Source organism: bacterium (assembly GCA_024226335.1).
Lineage (GTDB): Bacteria > Myxococcota_A > UBA9160 > SZUA-336 > SZUA-336 > JAAELY01.
The window spans coordinates 12315-28661 of sequence record JAAELY010000341.1 but is presented as its reverse complement, the minus strand read 5'-3'; the positions used below and the strand labels follow the sequence as shown (position 1 = coordinate 28661).

The window sequence follows — 16347 nt, the reverse complement described above, 5'->3', positions numbered from 1 at the left end:
CTCGAACCAGAAGAATGGAAAGCCAGATGTCCGATGCGCCCAGGCCCGCGCTGTCGATGCAGATTTTGAACTTCGCCAGGAGCGACCCCGAGGCCGGGGGCTGGAGGCCGTTGCTCGAGCAGGCGCGTGCCGCGGATGTCGCGGGTATCGATCGGCTCGTCGTCTCGGACCACGTGATTCTCGGCGAGAACCTCGAAGCCTACGGCGATCCAAAGCTAGGCGGTCTAAAGGGTGGCCGACAACCGACCGGTCCCGATGGCTCCTGGCTCGATCCGCTGGTGGTCCTTTCGATGTGCGCCGCGCTCACCACGCGCGCGCGCCTGATGACCGGGATCCTGATCGCCGGTCTGCGTCGGCCCGCGAATCTGGCGAAGACCTGCGCGACACTCGACGCACTTTCCGAAGGTCGGCTCGATCTGGGCGTAGGCGTGGGTTGGCAACGCGAGGAGTACGAGGCCAATGGCGTTCCGTGGGAGCATCGCGGAGCACGCCTGGATCGGACTCTCGACATCTGCCAGACGCTCTGGCGCGAACGCTCGGCCAGCTACGCTTCGGACGAAGTGAGTTTCGAGAACATCCACTGTGTGCCCAAACCGCTGCAGTCCGGGGGTGTGCCGCTTTGGATCAGCGGAACGCTCAACCCGAATGTGCTCCGGCGCATCGTGCGTTTCGGCAGCGGCTGGATTCCCTGGGGGCCCGATGCGACGGATCCAGTCGTGGGACTCGCGCGCATCCGCGAAGCACTCGTGGCGGCCGGTCGCGATCCGAAGAAGTTTCAGGTGACGAGCTTCCTGCCGCTGGTGCGCTCCGCCGCCGGAGGGATCGACCTGGAAGAGACGATGTCGGTCGTGCCCGATCTGCTCGCGGCGGGCATTACGGATCTGCGCATCCATCCGAAGCTCCCGAGGGAGTTCTCCGCAGCGCGCGATTTTCTTTCGCCGATTGTCGAAGCCTTCCGCAGGCGGATCGGTTGACGGGACTGAACTGTCCCTGAACTGATTCTCCGAGTCCCGCGCGGCCGGCGCGCTGGGTTATGATGGCCGCTCGGGAAAACCCTTACCTCGACGGGAGTGCGCAAGGTCATGCTCAAGGCGGTTCAACTCGGAAAGAACAGTGGATTGCGCGTGTCGCAGCTATGCCTTGGCACGATGAACTTTGGCGAGCCCGGTCGCGGCCACCAGGGTGACTGGACTCTGGGCCTGGAAGACGCGCGACCCATCTTCCAGGCAGCCATCGAGCGGGGCCTGTTCTATTTCGACTGTGCCGATTTCTACGGGCTCGGGGCCTGCGAGGAGATCGTCGGGAAACTCCTGCGAGAGTTGCTCCCGCGCGACGAGTACGTGCTCGCGACGAAGATCTCCATGCCCATGGGGCGGGGAGCGAACCAGGGCGGTCTGTCTCGCAAGCACGTGATGGAGGCCGTCGACGCCAGTCTGAAGCGACTCGGGCACGACTATCTCGATCACCTGGTGATTCACCGTCATCCCCACGGCGTTCCCGGGCAGGCCCAGCCTCCCATCGAAGAGACACTGGAAGCGCTGCACGATGTCGTGAAGGCCGGTAAGGCGTTGTACCTCGGCGCATCTTCGATGTTCGCCTGGCAGTTCACTGAATTGCAGCTGACCGCTCAGGCGAACTCCTGGACGAAGTTCATCTCGATGCAGAACCACTACAACCTGGTTTACCGCGAAGAAGAGCGGGAGATGAACCCGTACTGTGAAAGGACCGGTGTTGCGCTTACGCCGTGGTCACCCCTGGCTCGCGGAATTCTCGCGGGCGCCTACAAAGGCGGCTTCGACCACGGCAGCACCAATCGCTCTCAGGGTGGCGACCGCGCGCGCACGCAGGGTCTGTACCGCGGCGAGCACATCTTCGATATCGCCGATCGCGTCATCGAGGTCGCCGCGAAGTACGGCAACACGCCCGCACAGATTGCGGTCGCCTGGTTGTTGAGCAAGTCCGAGATCACCTCGCCCGTCGTGGGAGTGTCGAAGGTCGAACAACTCGACCAGTTGGTGGCGGCCGCCGAGATCACTCTCGACGAAGCCGATATCACCTATCTGGAAGAGCTGTACCAGCCGGTGCAGAACCTGCTCTCGCTCGGAATGTCCTGAACGATCTGTTCGCGCGATTCATCTGCTTTCGAGTCGGCCCGATAGCAGCCATACGCCGAGACCCAGAGGCAGGCGCAGGGCGATCAGCGTGAAACCGTAGACCAGGCCGTAGGCCAGAACCTTTGCGGGGTCGCCGAACTCGCCAAAAAATCCGCTGATCGCCGCCTGGGTCGTACCCAATCCCCCTGGCGTGATCGGCAGCGCACCGATGCTGAGTACGATCGGCATACGCGCGGCGGCGTCGAGTGCGGAAACCTCGAGGCCGAAGCTCGGAAGCGTCAGCCACACGAATCCGGCGAAGCTCGCCTGAAAGATCACCCGCGAGCCGATCAATCGAGCGACTTCAGAGACGGACAGTTCGCTCAGGGACTCGACGACAGGGCGCCCGCGAAGCACGCCCCGGCCGAGTCGACCCGCCAGCAATACGGCGCTGAAGCCTATGAACAATACGGCCAGCAATGGTCGCAGTCCAGCGATGAGCGGAGAGTCGACGAAGACCGACGCGGTGAAGGCCAGACCCGTGACTGCGGCCAGATCTCCCAAATAGTGCACCAGCATTCCGCCGGCGACGCGCGTCACCGGCGAACCGGTACGCCGACAAATCGCGGCCACGAGTGCAGCGCTGGCCAGATCGAACGAGACGACCATGACCGGGTAGGTCTCGGCTCGCATTCGGACCATCTCCACGAAACTCAACGGGCCTGCGATGCGCGAGAACAGCCAGTGGAGTATGTACGCGTCAATCGCCAACCACAGGGCGATGAAGCCACAGGCGATCGGCGCGTAGCGAAGAAGATCGCCGGCCTTCAGTGCGGCCAGCGTTTCGGCTGCATCGATCCGCCAGAAGAGCACGAAGAAGATGCCGACGCCGATGGCCCACGGGAGGGCGAGTCGAAGGAATCTCACGAAGCCAGAAAGCCCACGTCGTGAATATCAACTCCGGAGTCGTTTGTGCGCACGTCTTTCCGCGAGCCTCACTCTGCCATTTCCGTTTCCGTCGCACTCATCCGGAAGCCGAGGTCGCGCAGGATCGAATCGAAGCGATCCAGGCGCGAGCGCTGGTGCTTCCAGAAAGGCAGCGAAGTGTAGAACGTCGTTCCGGTCACTTCCGGATCGCCAAAATCCTTGTCCATTCCCACCGTCGGGTCGAGGGACAGGAGCCCGAAAAGTGTCAGCCCCTCCATGGGATTCCAGGCACCGCGAACGTGGCCGCGCAGTGGACCCGACGAGTAGAAGAAGGAACCTCTGCGCCCCTCCCGATCACCTTCGATCGGCAGATTCCGCAGGGAGTCCATCGGGATCAGTGGAAGTTCGACGGCGCCGCCTTCCGGAAGCTGACTGCTGAAGTCCAGATCGGTCACGCGATGGCTGGTGGGAGCCAGCGATATGACGGGTCTTGCTCCCTTCTTTCCGGCTACGGCCAGAACTCCGGGTAGATGTTGACTGAAAATTCGGATTTCGTCGGGCCACTCCTCTGGAAGCTGCGAGCGTTCCAGATGGTCGGTCGGAAGTGTGTATCGGTAACAACCACACGAATGTACTGCGGTGAGGAAGAGCGGTCTGCGACTCTGTTCGTCGAGCGTTACCACCACGAGCAGTCCGGCGTTGCGATGAGCTTCGAAGAAGTAACGCGAAAAGCGCAGGGGAATCTTCTCGAAGTGAATCCGATAGACGAGCTGGAGGATCGCTGAATCGCCGATCTGATCGCGTCGGATCTCGCCGTACATCGTGGCCCGTTTCGTATCTACACGAGCCTTTGTGCCACCGAGCCACCCGCGGTACAGCTCCGGCGATCCAATCCGGTTGTAGCTGGCTTCTGTTTCGGGCGCGATCCAGACAGGTGCGTAGCAGCGCAGGAGGTCTTCTTCTGACGCGGCCGAGCTCATGTCGAGGCAGGGCGGTGGCGTGTACACGCTTGCTTCGGCCCGGGCCGAGACGGTACAACACGCGAATAGCAGGCTCAGTGCGATGGCGAACGCTTTCAAGGTAGCTTCCTTCCGATCCAGAAACCGAAATAGGGCAGTAGATGTCCACGGCTTTCGTCTTCCAGCCCGGCCTGGCCCATCCAGTCGAGGATCAGACGACCATCGTGCACTCCGCCACCGGTGTTGAGCAGCATGTCGAGGGAAAGCAGCGCACCGACGCGCGAGGTCGAATCGAAGTCGGCCACGACCAGTGCGCCGCCCGGTGCCAGCTGCTCGGCGGCTCTTTTCAGTACGAGGGCCGCCCGTTCTGCTGTGAAGCCCATGATCACGCGGGACAGGACGATGACGTCATGGCCCGAGGGGATCTCGTTCTGTTCGAAGTCGAGATCGAGAAGTTCGAGCCGCTTCCCCTCTGGGTGGGCGTCGATATTCTTGCGCGCATGCTCTAGCGCAAAGCCGTGCTCGACAAGTACGGCTCGCACCCGGGGTAGACGCTCCAACAGTTCCAGCAACAACACACCGCCACCCCCTCCGAGATCCAGAATGGATTCGGGTTCGAGGTCGGCGATCAGGTCTGCAAGCGGAGTCAGAAATTCCCGCCCACTCTGTTCCATGGCAAGGTTGAAATTGGGCAGGAAGCGGGTGAGAACCGCGGGATCACTCAGATGTCGATCGTGCTGGCGATCCGGCTGCGGTGCGCCATCGCGAACCACCGCGTCCAGTCCCGCCCAGCTGGTCCAGTGCCAGAGATCGTGCAGGAAGAGGTTGCCCAGATAACCCTCGGAGTCGGGAACGAGTGCGACGGCTGCAGAGTCGCCAAGGGAGTAGTGATCGTCATTGCGCAGCAGCAGATCGAGTGCCGTCAGCGCGTCCAGAAGAACGCGCAGTCCCCGAGGATCCGCAGGGAGTCTCTCGGACAGTGTCTTCACATCGACCGGACCGGCTGCCAGGGCTTCGAAGATCCCGAGTTCTACGCCCGCATACACTGCGCGCGCCGCGCGGAAGTCGAAGCTCAATCTGTGCAGATCGGCGGGAGTCACCCGTTTGGCTCCCGCCGAAACAGGCGTTCCACGATCTTGCGCTTGCCGCCGGTGCCTCGATCGAGGCCGTCGCAGACTTCGAGGAATACGCTGAAAGGTTCTCCGAGAACGGTTGCGAGATTTGCGCGACCCAGTTTTGCGCACTCGTCGAAGTGCTCGCGGTCACGGCCGGGAACCAGATAGACCGTCACGCTCCTGTCAGAGTCCTGGGTGATCCGGTAGTCGCGGAAGATCTGTTCTCCCGGGTATTCGAAGCAGGGGCTCTTCACAGCGACCGTGAGATTGGACGGACGAACGCGTCGACCGTCGGGGTACTCGATGTAGTCATCGTCACGACCCTCCAATGCGAGCAGGCGAGGCAGAACCAGACCGCAAGCACAGGGTTCATTTGAAGGATCCCACGCGGCCATGTCTCCGAGACGGTAGCGGATGAACGGCTGCGCGTAGTTGTGTAGTGAAGTGACCAGCACGTGTCCGATCTGGCCGCGCGGCATCGGGTGGCCGCGGTCATCGACGATTTCCACGACGGTGCTGTCCGGAAACTGATGCAGCGAACCGCTCTTGCACTCTGCGCCGATTGCCCAGGCTTCGTTGCAGTAGTAGTTGGTGGTGATCCGACAGCCAAAGCGCCCCGAAACGAACGCCTTCTCATCTGCGGACATGGGTTCGGAGTGCACCGAGATGGCCTTGATTCCCAGTTGCGTCATGTCGTCATCGACCTTCTCGCACAAATCGAGAAGATCGCTGGGTGTGGCCGCCAGCAGATGAGGTCGCCAGTCGCGAAGTGTTGCCACGATCTGTTCCGGCGGCGATTCCGTCGAAATGTGCTTGTTGCGGTACAAGCCGAGGTTCTTCTGCAGCGGAAGCGGATAGGGGAAGAGATAGGCGGCCCGCCGCCAGAAAGTGAACCCCTGCAGTCGGTAGACTCTTTCGGTGAACAGGGTGCGGTGGTCGTCGCTCTTGCGATCGAGTGCGATCTCCATGCATTGACCCGAGGATCCCGAGGTCTGCTGGATGCGGCATTGCGCCAGATCGGTACCCCGTCGGATGCATCCGTTCGGAAACGCGTCGCGGACTTCGTCTTTCTCCGTGATCGGAAAACGAGCCAAGTCGCTCAGGCTCCGCAGGTCATCTGGAAGAAATCGCGCCTTGTCGAACTTCTCGGTGTAGAGCGGTACGTGACGGTAAGCGTCGAAAAGCGTGCGTTGCAGCATGCGCAACTGAACGCTTTCCAGCTTCGCCGGGGTCATGTACAGACGCCGCTTTGTGATCGGAAGGAGGCGAAGTTTGTTGAGTGTCGAAACCAGCGTACTCGAATACATCATGCCTTGAGGCTCCTGTCTGGACTCTCGTCCGGAATACCTTTTCCGATCGAACTTGTTATGTGGGCTGGCAGGCGCATGAGTGCTGCGGGCAGCACAATCAGGTCTGCGACGAGCGCACCCGCTACCGCGATGCTGACCAGAAGCCCGAAATGCCCGGTCGGCTGGAAATCCGAAAGCCCGAGCGCCGCAAATCCGCAGACCAGAATCAGCGACGTGAGCAGTACCGGCCGTCCAGCGACTTCGAGTGCCCGGGATACCGCAGGTTCGACCTCCAGTCCCTGTGCGAGCGCGCGATTAAAAGCGTGGAGCACGTGGATCGTATCGTCGACGATGATGCCCAGCGCGACCGACGCGACCATGATCGTCGCCACGTCGAGGCGCATCTCGGCCAGGCCCATGACGCCGGCCGCAATGCCGATCGGCACCAGATTGGCTACCAGTGCGAGCACGGCCAGGAAGAGCGAGCGGAAGATCACCCAGAGTGCGACTCCGATGCCGAAGATCGCGAACAGATAGCTGCGCAACTGACCTTCGACCAGATATTGCTCCATCTGCGAAAACACCGGAACCAGCCCGGTGAAGCGCACTTGCCAGTCCGCGTCGAAGAGTTCGGCCGCCCGGGATTCCAGCCCTTCGATCAAAGCTTCACTCTGTGCCGACGTCATGGCCATTGCTCGTGAACTGATCCGGCCCAGCGTTGCGTCCTCGTGCAGGAAGCGTTCGACTTCCTCAGGAGCGATCGTCTGAAGCAGGAAGAGCGCGCGTTCCAGGGCCGCGTCGTCCGCCAGATCGATTCCCGGGGAGGTGCTCAGGATCAGATCGATGATCGAAGTACCCGCGGTCAGCTCTTCACGTCCCTGAAGATGGGCTTGCAGGTGCTGAATTCCGCGCAGCGCCGCCGGACTTCGCAATGCTCCGGGTTCCGGTGCGCGAATCTCGATTTCCAGCGGAGTCACGCCTTGCAGCTTCGATTCGATGAAACGATAGGCCAGGTTTACGGGGTGGGAGGCTTGGAAGAACTCGCCATCGTGCGTTGCGACCTCGATTCTCGGAGCACCGATCGCTCCGATGATCAGTGCGACAACCAGCACGACGATCGCCGTCCACGGCCGCGATGCTAGTCCGGCCAGTCTGCGCAGTACGGGAAGCTCTGCACGTCGTCGCGCCGCGCCCTCCAGAGGCAGACGAATCAGCGCCGCCGGAAGCACGATGACCGCAACTGCGAAGGCCATCCAGACGCCGAGCACGGCGAATACTCCGAACACGCGCACGCTTTCGATGCGTACGAGCAGGAGCGACGCGAAGCCGAGTGCCGTCGTCAGCGAGGTCCAGAAGCATGCGGGTGCGACTTCGAAAAGCGTCCAGTGCAGGGCCTGGGCGCGGGAGTCGCCTTCGCCCAGCCTTTCGATGTAGGCGGCGATGATGTGTACGGCGTCGGCCACGGCGATCACCATCAGAAGTGGAGGGAGCAACGATGTCGTGATGTTCATCGAAACGCCCAGCCAGCCCATGACGCCCAGAGTCCAGACCAGACTCATCCCTACGACGCCAAGTGCCAGGGCCGTCGGCAGCACACTGCGGAAAAGCGCCGAGAGCAGGAGGGCGATGATCACCAGCGCGAGCGGGGTGAAAAGCGCATTGTCCCGCTGGTTGAGTTCGGTCAGCGCGCGATTGAATACCGGAGAGCCTGCCCGGTGTACCTGTAGATCGGCGAACTCGGGATCTTCTAGAACTCGATCGATTCCGGCGAGTACCGAACGTTCGATCTCCGAGTTGTCCAGGTCTGCACCTGCCAGCTGGACGGCCAGAAGCAATGCGCGACCGTCGGCCGAGACCAGCGCATCGCGAACGAAGGGGCTGGAAAGTGCTTCCGCACGCAGGCTGGCGGCGGACTCGACATCGTCGGGTACCAGTGGGCGCGCATAGGGTCCGAAGGGGCCAGTATCGATCTGGAATGCCGTGTCCAGGGATGCAACCCAGCGGACCGAATCCAGGTCGAGCAGCGCATCGGTCAGCGAGCGCAGTTGTTTCAGGCGTGCCGGTGCAAAAGCATTTTCGACCGGGTAGGCCAGTACGATCAGTTCATCGCTGCCCCAGCGCTCGACGAAGCCCCGGTAGAAGTCCAGATCATCCGAGCCTTCCAGAGTGATGACCTCGGGATCGTTGGTCCAGCCGAGTTGCGCGTATCCGATTCCGAGCCCCAGCGTGAGCAGGAGCGCAGCACCGAGCAAGAGTGCTCCGCTAGCGGAAACCAGACGCTCGACGGCGCTCGAGAAGTTCCTCAATCGATGGCCCGGCGCATCAAGGCCGTCGCGCTGGCCTGCAGCGCATCCGCAGGTTTGTGTAGACCGGCGATGCGCGCCAGGCAACTCAGCGGTCGCAGCAGACCGTCGGCTCCGAGCGAGGCGAGGGCCACCGTCCCTGGGATACGAGAGCGGTACACCGCAGTGTGCACCATGCGGTCATCGAAGAAGTCGAGTGGGTCCAACAGAATGGCTGGACCTACCGGATCGCCGCCGAGCAGCGGGTTGAGTTCGGTCAGAGCCGCCTCGATGTACCACTCCTTCTCCAATCCGTGGCTTCCCAGAATGGCCTCGCTCCCGGCGAGATTCAGCAGGTAGGCGGTCTTGGCCAGCGACTTGCTGGCTACGGCCTTGAAGACGTATTGGGTGACCGGGTTGTCATCCACGACTCCTACAGTGTCGGAAGCGGCCATGACCACCGTACCCAAAAGCAGTGACGTCTCCGAGAACAGGCTGAGCTGCAGGTCGGTGACTGTGTCGAAGAGTCCGAGTACTCCATCGCGCGCTCCGCGAAGCCAGGTCAGACCGGGCCCCGCGGGATCTTCTTGCACCTCCCAGTCTAATGTTCCGGAGTCCAATGTTCCGGAGTTCGATCCGTCGGCGTGAGCGGAGCTGGGCGCGAGCAGGAGGAGTGTTAGCAGGAGTGTCGTGCGGAGCATCAGCGCCGTCTCCGCCGGCGTCGATTTTCCCAGCGTTTGCTCTGGAATGCTTCCACCTGTTGGTCCTCCCACTTCGAGTACAGACGCATCTGACGATCGTCGAGAACTTCGACCAGGAGCGCGTGACTGCGCTTCTGCCCGGCGAGTATGAGTTCGCGTACCCGCGTCTCCTTCTGCGCATTACTCGTCGCTTCTTCACTCACGACACGCACGACTTCGTCGTAAACGTCCAGTGAGACCTTGCGGTAGGCTTTGCGCATTGCGCTCCGCTGGCTGTCTTCCAGGGCGATTCCCTCGACCTTCTCCTCGACGGCCTTTACGGTGCGCTCGGCCATGTCGAGAGCCAGTCGTTCGATCTGGTCTTGTTCGAGTCGAATACCGTTGATCTGCCAGACGCGGCCCTTGTCCGATTTCGGTTCCTGCGAGAATGCCGGATTCACGGCAAAGGCCATGATGCAGATCAGCAGCGAGAACTTTGCGACGCGCCTCACGAGTCCGCTTTCTGGAAGCCATCCCGCGAGTACCAGCAGATGTTCTGTGGGCTTTCGCCGAGCATGGCTCGCGCGTGCGCGTGGTCGATGCCGTCGATCGCGCTGATCGCGGGAAGCCGCAGGATCGCTTCGAGTTGTGACCGCGCCGCAGCGATATCGTCGCTGCTACCGCGACACAGCAATCCGACGGCCAGTTCCTTGCGGTACTCGATTCGCACCGGCTGGATCTCCACGGCCTGCTCGAGGAGTTCGATGGAACGATCCAGGTCGCCACGCGTTCCGACGACGCTCATATACCAGGCGTCCGGGGCGAGCCGGTAGAACTGTGCCAGGGCGTACAGTGCGTCCGCGCGCGTCGAGAAGCCAAAGAAGCGATAGTCGTCCTGCAGCGAAGCCGCCCTGGCCAGCGTCTGTTCCAGCCACTTGGGTCCCCGGCCTCCGAAGGCTCCCTGGAGAGCGATTCGAATATTGCCCAGGCTGGTCGCGATGCGCCCGCGCGCGACTCCCTGCCAGAGATACCCCTCGGCTTTCAGGGGAGCGCGGGCGACCGCCTGGTCGGCCCAGACCTCCGCCTCTTCGTAGCCTTGAACGCGTTGAGAACTCGGCAACTCACTCGCGCGCGCTTCCAGGTGCAGATAACTCAGGCGCGACATCATCCAATGCGCAGCGGAGTCGTCGGGACGTAACTCAATCGCGCGGCGCAGCAGGGCTTCGGCCTCGCTGAAAAGCCGATCGTACCCGAGCTCCTCGGCCTGGTGCAGGTTCCGGTCGAACTCGGCGAGCTGCTCGATGTCGCCGTCGGTGTCCTTGCCCCGCTTCACCGAGTAACGCGTTTGTCGCTCGCACGGCAGCGTGACTCCGGCCAGATAGATCGCCAGATATGATGGCTCGATCGTTCGCTCCACACGGATCGACACGACTTCCTGCGTGAAATCCGAAGCGAGTCGAGATTCGATCCGCAGCAGGCCCTCGCCTACGCGATAACGCGTGACGGCCACACCGTTTTCAAAAGCTGCCGGGCGATCGAGAACCCAGTAGCGGGCGTCTACATCGACCGCGCGGCTTCCAGAGATGCGCAACGAGCGATCTGTACTCGGAAGGGGGAGTCCTTTACAGCCCTCGATCTTGCTCGCGTGCAGGTCGACGCGCTCGAGCGCCCCTGCGAATGCGCCAAGCGGTAGCAGGAACAAGAGCACCGCCAGCAAACGCGCCATCGTCATCTCGAAGCACCTCGTCACCGGACCTCGACACCTTTGACCTTGATCGAGCGTGGTGCCCAGAGGTAATACCCGTAGGCAAAACCCGGAATCACCCACACGATCGTATCGAACGTGTCGAACGTCGTTTCGATCTCCAGATCCTCGATGCGCTGTACGCCGCTACTTGATGCGAGTAGATCCCGAGTGCCCCAGTCCGAGTACGGCACCAGGCCCGCGAGCCACCAGTTCTTGTGACCCTGGCGTTCGAACTTCTGCTCCGTGGCTGCAGGAGCGTTGGGAAGCTTGCCGAAGTAGGTCTTCGGCGGCAACTCGTGGCTCACCTTGAACATACAACCGCTGCACAACCCGGCGATCGCGAGTCCGAGTGCAATTCTGAAGCTTGCCGTCTTCATCGCCCGTCCTCCAGGTCGACCACATCGCCTTCGACCCACACCGACCAGGTCCCACATAGAAGAGTGAGCACGCAGGCTACGTGGGAGATCGCCATGTCCGTAAAGTCTTGACCATCCGAGAGTTTCAGATTGACGACGCCATCGTGTTCTCCGGCCGCTTTTGCAGCCAGTGCTGCGCCGTTGAGGTTTTCCCCCACCGGAATGCCGCCGTGAAGCCAGAAGAACTGTCGATCGTGAGCTTCAAAGTGCCCGGCGGGTCGTAGCGTGACCCCCGGTATGCTCCCGTCCGTGGTCAGGATCTTGTCGCCGTTGTAGCTGTGTCGCACCGAGAAGCAGCCCGACGCAAAGACCGCGACGGCTGCAAGTGCCAGAAATCTGAATTTGGTCGCGCGCATCTGCTCTCCCACAAGTTCTCTCCGACGGATCGTCCACCGGGTGCATCGGGCTCACCTGATGACATCATCGGGGCGGTGGATGAGAGCGCGGTTAAGCGAATATGAAGGGGAGATGAAGCTCCGCTGGGCGGCCCGGTTTCAGGCGCTCAGCAAGCGGCAGGTTCATCGTTCGGAGCGCGGAATCCGGGGGATTTCGCAGGCTCCCGGCTATTCGGAGCCAGTCGGCGCCAGCGTCGCGGCGCGCCCTTCCGTGAAGCGGATGTAGTAGCCCTCCGGATCTCGAACCCGAAAGTCGCGCAGGCCCCATTCTTGAAGCACGACTGGAGTGGGCTTGAATCCGGCTTCGGTCAGGCGCCGTTGCGTATCTTCGAGTCGATCGGCGTAGAGCACGATCTCGGTGCCCAGTGGCGGTCCCCGAAGTACGGACAGCCAGCGCAAGGGAATCCAGGTAGAGAGCGGCGAAAGAGAGATCACGATCGGTCCCGTGCGAAGGGTCGTGTAGCCGTCGGACTTGGCTTCGACGATTTCGAAACCCGCCGCCTCGTAGAACTCGATCGAGGTAATTGGATCGTTTACGAAGAGTTCGAACTTCGCTTCAGATGGAGCCGATGCGATCAAGATGTCTAGCTCGCAGCCGGGAGCTCGTCCTTCACGAGTTCCCCGCCCTTCATGATCATGCGCAGATTCTGCGGGTCGCGCAGGACGCTGATGTCGACACTGGGATCTCCGTTGACCACGAGCAGGTCGGCGAGCTTGCCTTCCTCGACCGTGCCGAGTTCATCGGTCACTCCCTCGAGTTCCGCTCCGTTCACTGTCGCCCAACGAATGATCTCGAGCGGCGAGATGCCGAAGTGCTTGACGTAGAACTCCATCTCTTCGGTGTAGTTTCCGTGGGGCAGGGGAGCCGCGCCGTAGTCGTCGCCGAGCAGGAGTCGGACGCCCGCCTTCTGGGCGCGGGGAACCCACTTCTTCAAGTTTTCGAGTTCCCGTTCGGTCGTTTCGATCAGTTCCTCGGTACCCGGAACGCGAAGCTCTTCGATCCCCAGTAGCTTCTCCAGGAAGAGAGCGCTGGGCACCAGGAAGGTTCCCGCCTCGACCATGGCGGCGATCACTTCATCATCGATCTCGTCGCCGTGGTCGATCACATCGACGCCGAGTTCGATGCACTGGAGCATTTCGGATTTCCAGGCGCAATGCGCCCGCACCAGCCGACCTCGCTCGTGAACGGTTCGAACCACGGCCTCGAGTTCGTCTCGGCTGTACTCCGAAGTGGCGGTCTTGGTATTGCCGTGTCCGCCGGTCACATACATCTTGATCATCTGGGCACCGCGCTTCATTTCGTTACGCGCACCATCCCGAAATTCGTCGGGTCCGGACAGGAGTAGACTTGCTCCGGTGTTGCCGAGCTTCCACCACCAGTTCGACAGATCGATGTAGCCGCCGCGCGTTCCGAAGTCGCGACTGCAGGGCAGGATGCGCGGACCGGGAATGATGCCTTCTTCGATCGCGATCACGAGCTGGGCGTCGATGTCGTCACCGCCACCGGCTCCTACGATCGACGTGAAACCGGTCATCAATGCGGAACGAACCGCGTTGGCGGAGCGCAGGAGCAGCACGCCTCCCGGCTGGTCGATTCCGATCGGAAAAATGTCCAGTCCGTAGTCTTGATAGCTGGCGTGGTAATGACACGTATGCATTCCCGGCATCAGGGTATCGCCGTTGAGTTCGACCAGGCGATCTCCGGGCCCCGGTTTGACGGCATCATCTCCAACAGATGTTATGCGGTCATCTTCGACGACGATCGTTGCATCGCGCCGCGCGGCACTTTTCCCGTCGACCAGATTTGCTCCTGTGAAGATAATTCGCGCCACGTCGTGCGTCCTTTCGTTGTTGGCTCAGCCCGCCGCCGAGAGTCGGTAGCGGATGGGCAGATGCTTCAGTCCCGGGACCAGGTTCGAAGCGGTTCGCTCGACCTTTCCCGTGATTTCGATCGATTCGAGTCGTGTGACCAGTTCCGTGAAGATCGCACCGCTCGTCTTGCGGGCCAGGTTCGCTCCCAGACAGAAATGCTCGCCGATGCCGAATCCCAGGTGCGGATTCGGGTCCCGTTCCAGGTCGAGTTCGTCGGGTCGCTCGAAGATGTCTTCATCGCGATTGGCAGAGCCGTAAAACAGAACCAGTCGCTGTCCTTCTCTGATCTGTTGACCACTCAGTTCGCAGTCTTCGGAGGCCGTTCGCACCATGTGGTTGACCGGCGTCACGAAGCGGACGATCTCGTCGATCGCCGTAGGTGTGATCTCGGGCTTGCGTTGCCATAAAGCTAGTTGGTCGGGTTGATCGATCAGGACGCGCATGCCGCCGCCGATGGCGCCTCGGGTCGTTTCGTGCCCGGCCGTGAATGTCACCAGGCAATAGCCCATTGTCTCGAGCTCACCCATCGGCTCGCCGTCGATCTTCGCATTGGCAAAGATGCTGGCCAGGTCGTCACGCGGATTTGCGCGGCGGTCCGCCATCACCTTGCCGAAATACTCCCAGAACTCCATGAAGAGTTCGCGGAGTGCCTCCATGCGTTCACCTTCGCGCTGGAACTCCGGATCTTCGGTACCGAAGAGCTGGTTGGTGAGTTTCAGGATGAAGGGCTCATCGGCTTCGGGCACACCCAGAATCCGGCAGATGACTTTGAGCGGGTAGGTCGAGGCGATCTCGTTAATGAAGTCACATTCGCCCTGGGGTCCCAGAGCGTCGACCAGCGTTCGCGCCGTTTCCTCGACCAGGCCGTCGAGACCCTGCAGAGCTCTCGGCGTGAAAAACGGACTGGCAATCCCGCGGTACTTCCGGTGCTCCGGAGGATCCATATTGATGATCGTCTTGATCGTCTGCTGGGTTGCAGAATCCTGTCCGCGGTCCCGCACCAGGGTCATCCCCGGACCGTTCAGAAAGAGCTCCGGCTGCTTGGATATTTCCACGATGTCCGCATGTTTCGTGACCGCCCAGAAGGCTGGCCAGCCCTCGGGTTCGAACAATTGGAGCGGGGACTCTCGGCGGAGTTGGGCCCATTCGGCAAACGGGTAGCCGTTTGCGGCATAGGATTGAGGGTCGACCAGGCGGTGGGGATCGATCTGGGACATCGTTTTCGAACTCCTCGTGTCCGGCGGTGCCCGACCCCTTCCGACGCAGGATTCGTACCAACCGGCATTGGCGAGCCGCCCGTTCCGGGGGCGACTAGTGCCAGCTTGCACCAGTCGCGAACACCAGGCAAGGCGCTTCGTCCCACGCAGTAGAGCCTTCGACGATCCTTGGCTGGCCCGGTGCTGCGGCCTCGCCGAGCCGGTCTCAGAATCCGGTCAGGCGGGCGAAGCGGTCGCGATGGAAGGCCGCATCGCCGAAGCTCAGTTCGGCCGTCTTCGCGCGCTTGAGAAACAGGCCGATGTCCTCTTCGTCCGTCATGCCGATGCCCCCGTGCATCTGCAAGCCTTCGCAGGTGATGAGACTGGCAGCGTCCGAGCAGCGCGCCTTGGCCGCACTCACCACACGCGAAGCGTGTGGCCGGTCTTCGTCCAGAGCCCGAAGGGCGTCGAGTACGACCGCCTGGGCCAGTTCTACTTCGCAGAACATCTCAGCGGCGCGGTGTTTCAGCGCCTGGAAGGTGCCGATCCGCACTCCGAACTGCTCGCGTTCTTTCAGATAGGTGACGGTGCGTTCGAAGACCTCGGAGATGATTCCCACCATTTCAGCCGAAAGAATCGCTGTGGCTCGATCGAAAACCGCGTTCAGGATTTCCGCACCCCGATCGACTTCGCCGAGTACGGCGCTGGAGGTGACCGTCACGTCCGAGAGCGCGACTCGCGCCGCGTTGCGACTGTCGATCATGCTCGAGCGGGTGACCGTGCAACCCTGCGTCGAGGGATCTACCAGAAAGAGTGTGATGCCGTTTTCTTCGCCCGAACTGCCGCTGGTTCGCGCGGCCACCACCAGATGGTCGGCGACGTGGCCGTCGAGTACGAAGAGCTTCTCGCCCGAAATCCGAAATCCATCTCCGGCTTTTTCCGCCTTGGTGCCGATGGCCCAGGGCGAAAAGCGCCCGGTCTCCTGGAAGGCGAGGGCGAGCAGAGTTTCACCCTTGCAGAGGCCCGTCAGGATTTCCTGCTTCTGGGCTTCGCTACCGCCGAGCGCAATCGCCCCGCCGGCCAGAACGACGCTCGATAGAAAAGGGTAGGGGGACAGAGTGCGTCCGCATTCCTCGACGATCACACCGAGTTCGGCCAGGCCCAGGCCTGCACCGCCTACATCTTCGGAAAAGGGGATGCCGGCCCAGCCGAGTTCCGCCATCTCTTTCCAGAGCGCTTTTGAAAAGCCGACCGGATCCTCGCTGTCTCGCATCTCGCGCAGGTGTGTGATCGGCGTCTGCTCCTTCAGGAACTCGGAAGCTGCCTGCTGGATGAGTTCCTGTTCTTCGCTCAGTACCAGGCTCATGTCTGTCCTC

16 protein-coding genes are annotated in these 16347 nt (G+C 61.8%); 2 read left to right on the top strand and 14 right to left on the bottom strand.

What is annotated here, in order from left to right; translation table 11 throughout:
* Positions 1-26 precede the first annotated feature (26 nt).
* Together GY725_17760 and GY725_17755 are read left to right on the top strand one after the other, a co-directional pair.
* Complete coding sequence (locus GY725_17760) at positions 27-974, top strand: TIGR03619 family F420-dependent LLM class oxidoreductase (protein ID MCP4006036.1); 948 nt, start codon at positions 27-29, stop codon at positions 972-974.
* 108 nt (positions 975-1082) lie between these two features.
* A complete protein-coding gene (locus GY725_17755) occupies positions 1083-2114 on the top strand; it encodes an aldo/keto reductase (GenBank protein MCP4006035.1) in 1032 nt (343 codons plus the stop codon).
* Positions 2115-2132: 18 nt separating this feature from the next.
* Here the strand turns inward: GY725_17755 and GY725_17750 are convergent, their stop codons facing one another.
* The 14 genes from GY725_17750 to GY725_17685 form a co-directional block, all read right to left on the bottom strand.
* Positions 2133-3020, bottom strand: coding sequence for a hypothetical protein (locus GY725_17750; GenBank protein MCP4006034.1), 888 nt, complete (start codon positions 3018-3020; stop codon positions 2133-2135).
* A 68-nt stretch (positions 3021-3088) separates the two neighbouring features.
* Positions 3089-4099: a hypothetical protein gene (locus GY725_17745; GenBank protein MCP4006033.1), complete on the bottom strand. Its 1011-nt coding sequence runs from the start codon at positions 4097-4099 to the stop codon at positions 3089-3091.
* Positions 4096-5079, bottom strand: a complete 984-nt coding sequence (locus GY725_17740; protein MCP4006032.1) for a methyltransferase domain-containing protein — start codon at positions 5077-5079, stop codon at positions 4096-4098. The genes GY725_17745 and GY725_17740 overlap by 4 nt, the downstream gene beginning before the upstream one ends.
* Positions 5076-6404, bottom strand: coding sequence for a phenylacetate--CoA ligase family protein (locus GY725_17735; protein MCP4006031.1), 1329 nt, complete (start codon positions 6402-6404; stop codon positions 5076-5078). The genes GY725_17740 and GY725_17735 overlap by 4 nt, the downstream gene beginning before the upstream one ends.
* The gene (locus tag GY725_17730) at positions 6401-8689 is read right to left on the bottom strand and encodes an MMPL family transporter (GenBank protein ID MCP4006030.1); all 2289 of its coding nucleotides are present in this window, start codon (positions 8687-8689) and stop codon (positions 6401-6403) included. The genes GY725_17735 and GY725_17730 overlap by 4 nt, the downstream gene beginning before the upstream one ends.
* Positions 8686-9366, bottom strand: coding sequence for a hypothetical protein (locus tag GY725_17725; protein ID MCP4006029.1), 681 nt, complete (start codon positions 9364-9366; stop codon positions 8686-8688). The genes GY725_17730 and GY725_17725 overlap by 4 nt, the downstream gene beginning before the upstream one ends.
* Positions 9366-9857: a hypothetical protein gene (locus tag GY725_17720; protein ID MCP4006028.1), complete on the bottom strand. Its 492-nt coding sequence runs from the start codon at positions 9855-9857 to the stop codon at positions 9366-9368. The genes GY725_17725 and GY725_17720 overlap by 1 nt, the downstream gene beginning before the upstream one ends.
* Positions 9854-11071: a hypothetical protein gene (locus GY725_17715; GenBank protein ID MCP4006027.1), complete on the bottom strand. Its 1218-nt coding sequence runs from the start codon at positions 11069-11071 to the stop codon at positions 9854-9856. The genes GY725_17720 and GY725_17715 overlap by 4 nt, the downstream gene beginning before the upstream one ends.
* A 20-nt stretch (positions 11072-11091) precedes the next feature.
* Positions 11092-11469, bottom strand: coding sequence for a hypothetical protein (locus GY725_17710; GenBank protein ID MCP4006026.1), 378 nt, complete (start codon positions 11467-11469; stop codon positions 11092-11094).
* Positions 11466-11864 carry a hypothetical protein gene (locus tag GY725_17705; GenBank protein MCP4006025.1) on the bottom strand — a complete coding sequence of 133 codons (399 nt, stop codon included), beginning with the start codon at positions 11862-11864 and terminating at the stop codon, positions 11466-11468. The genes GY725_17710 and GY725_17705 overlap by 4 nt, the downstream gene beginning before the upstream one ends.
* A gap of 207 nt (positions 11865-12071) precedes the next feature.
* A complete protein-coding gene (locus GY725_17700; GenBank protein MCP4006024.1) occupies positions 12072-12482 on the bottom strand; it encodes a glyoxalase in 411 nt (136 codons plus the stop codon).
* Between the two features lie 5 nt (positions 12483-12487).
* Positions 12488-13735 carry an amidohydrolase family protein gene (locus tag GY725_17695; GenBank protein ID MCP4006023.1) on the bottom strand — a complete coding sequence of 416 codons (1248 nt, stop codon included), beginning with the start codon at positions 13733-13735 and terminating at the stop codon, positions 12488-12490.
* Between the two features lie 24 nt (positions 13736-13759).
* Positions 13760-14992, bottom strand: a complete 1233-nt coding sequence (locus tag GY725_17690; protein MCP4006022.1) for a cytochrome P450 — start codon at positions 14990-14992, stop codon at positions 13760-13762.
* Between the two features lie 205 nt (positions 14993-15197).
* Positions 15198-16337 carry an acyl-CoA dehydrogenase gene (locus GY725_17685; protein ID MCP4006021.1) on the bottom strand — a complete coding sequence of 380 codons (1140 nt, stop codon included), beginning with the start codon at positions 16335-16337 and terminating at the stop codon, positions 15198-15200.
* Positions 16338-16347: the final 10 nt, after the last annotated feature.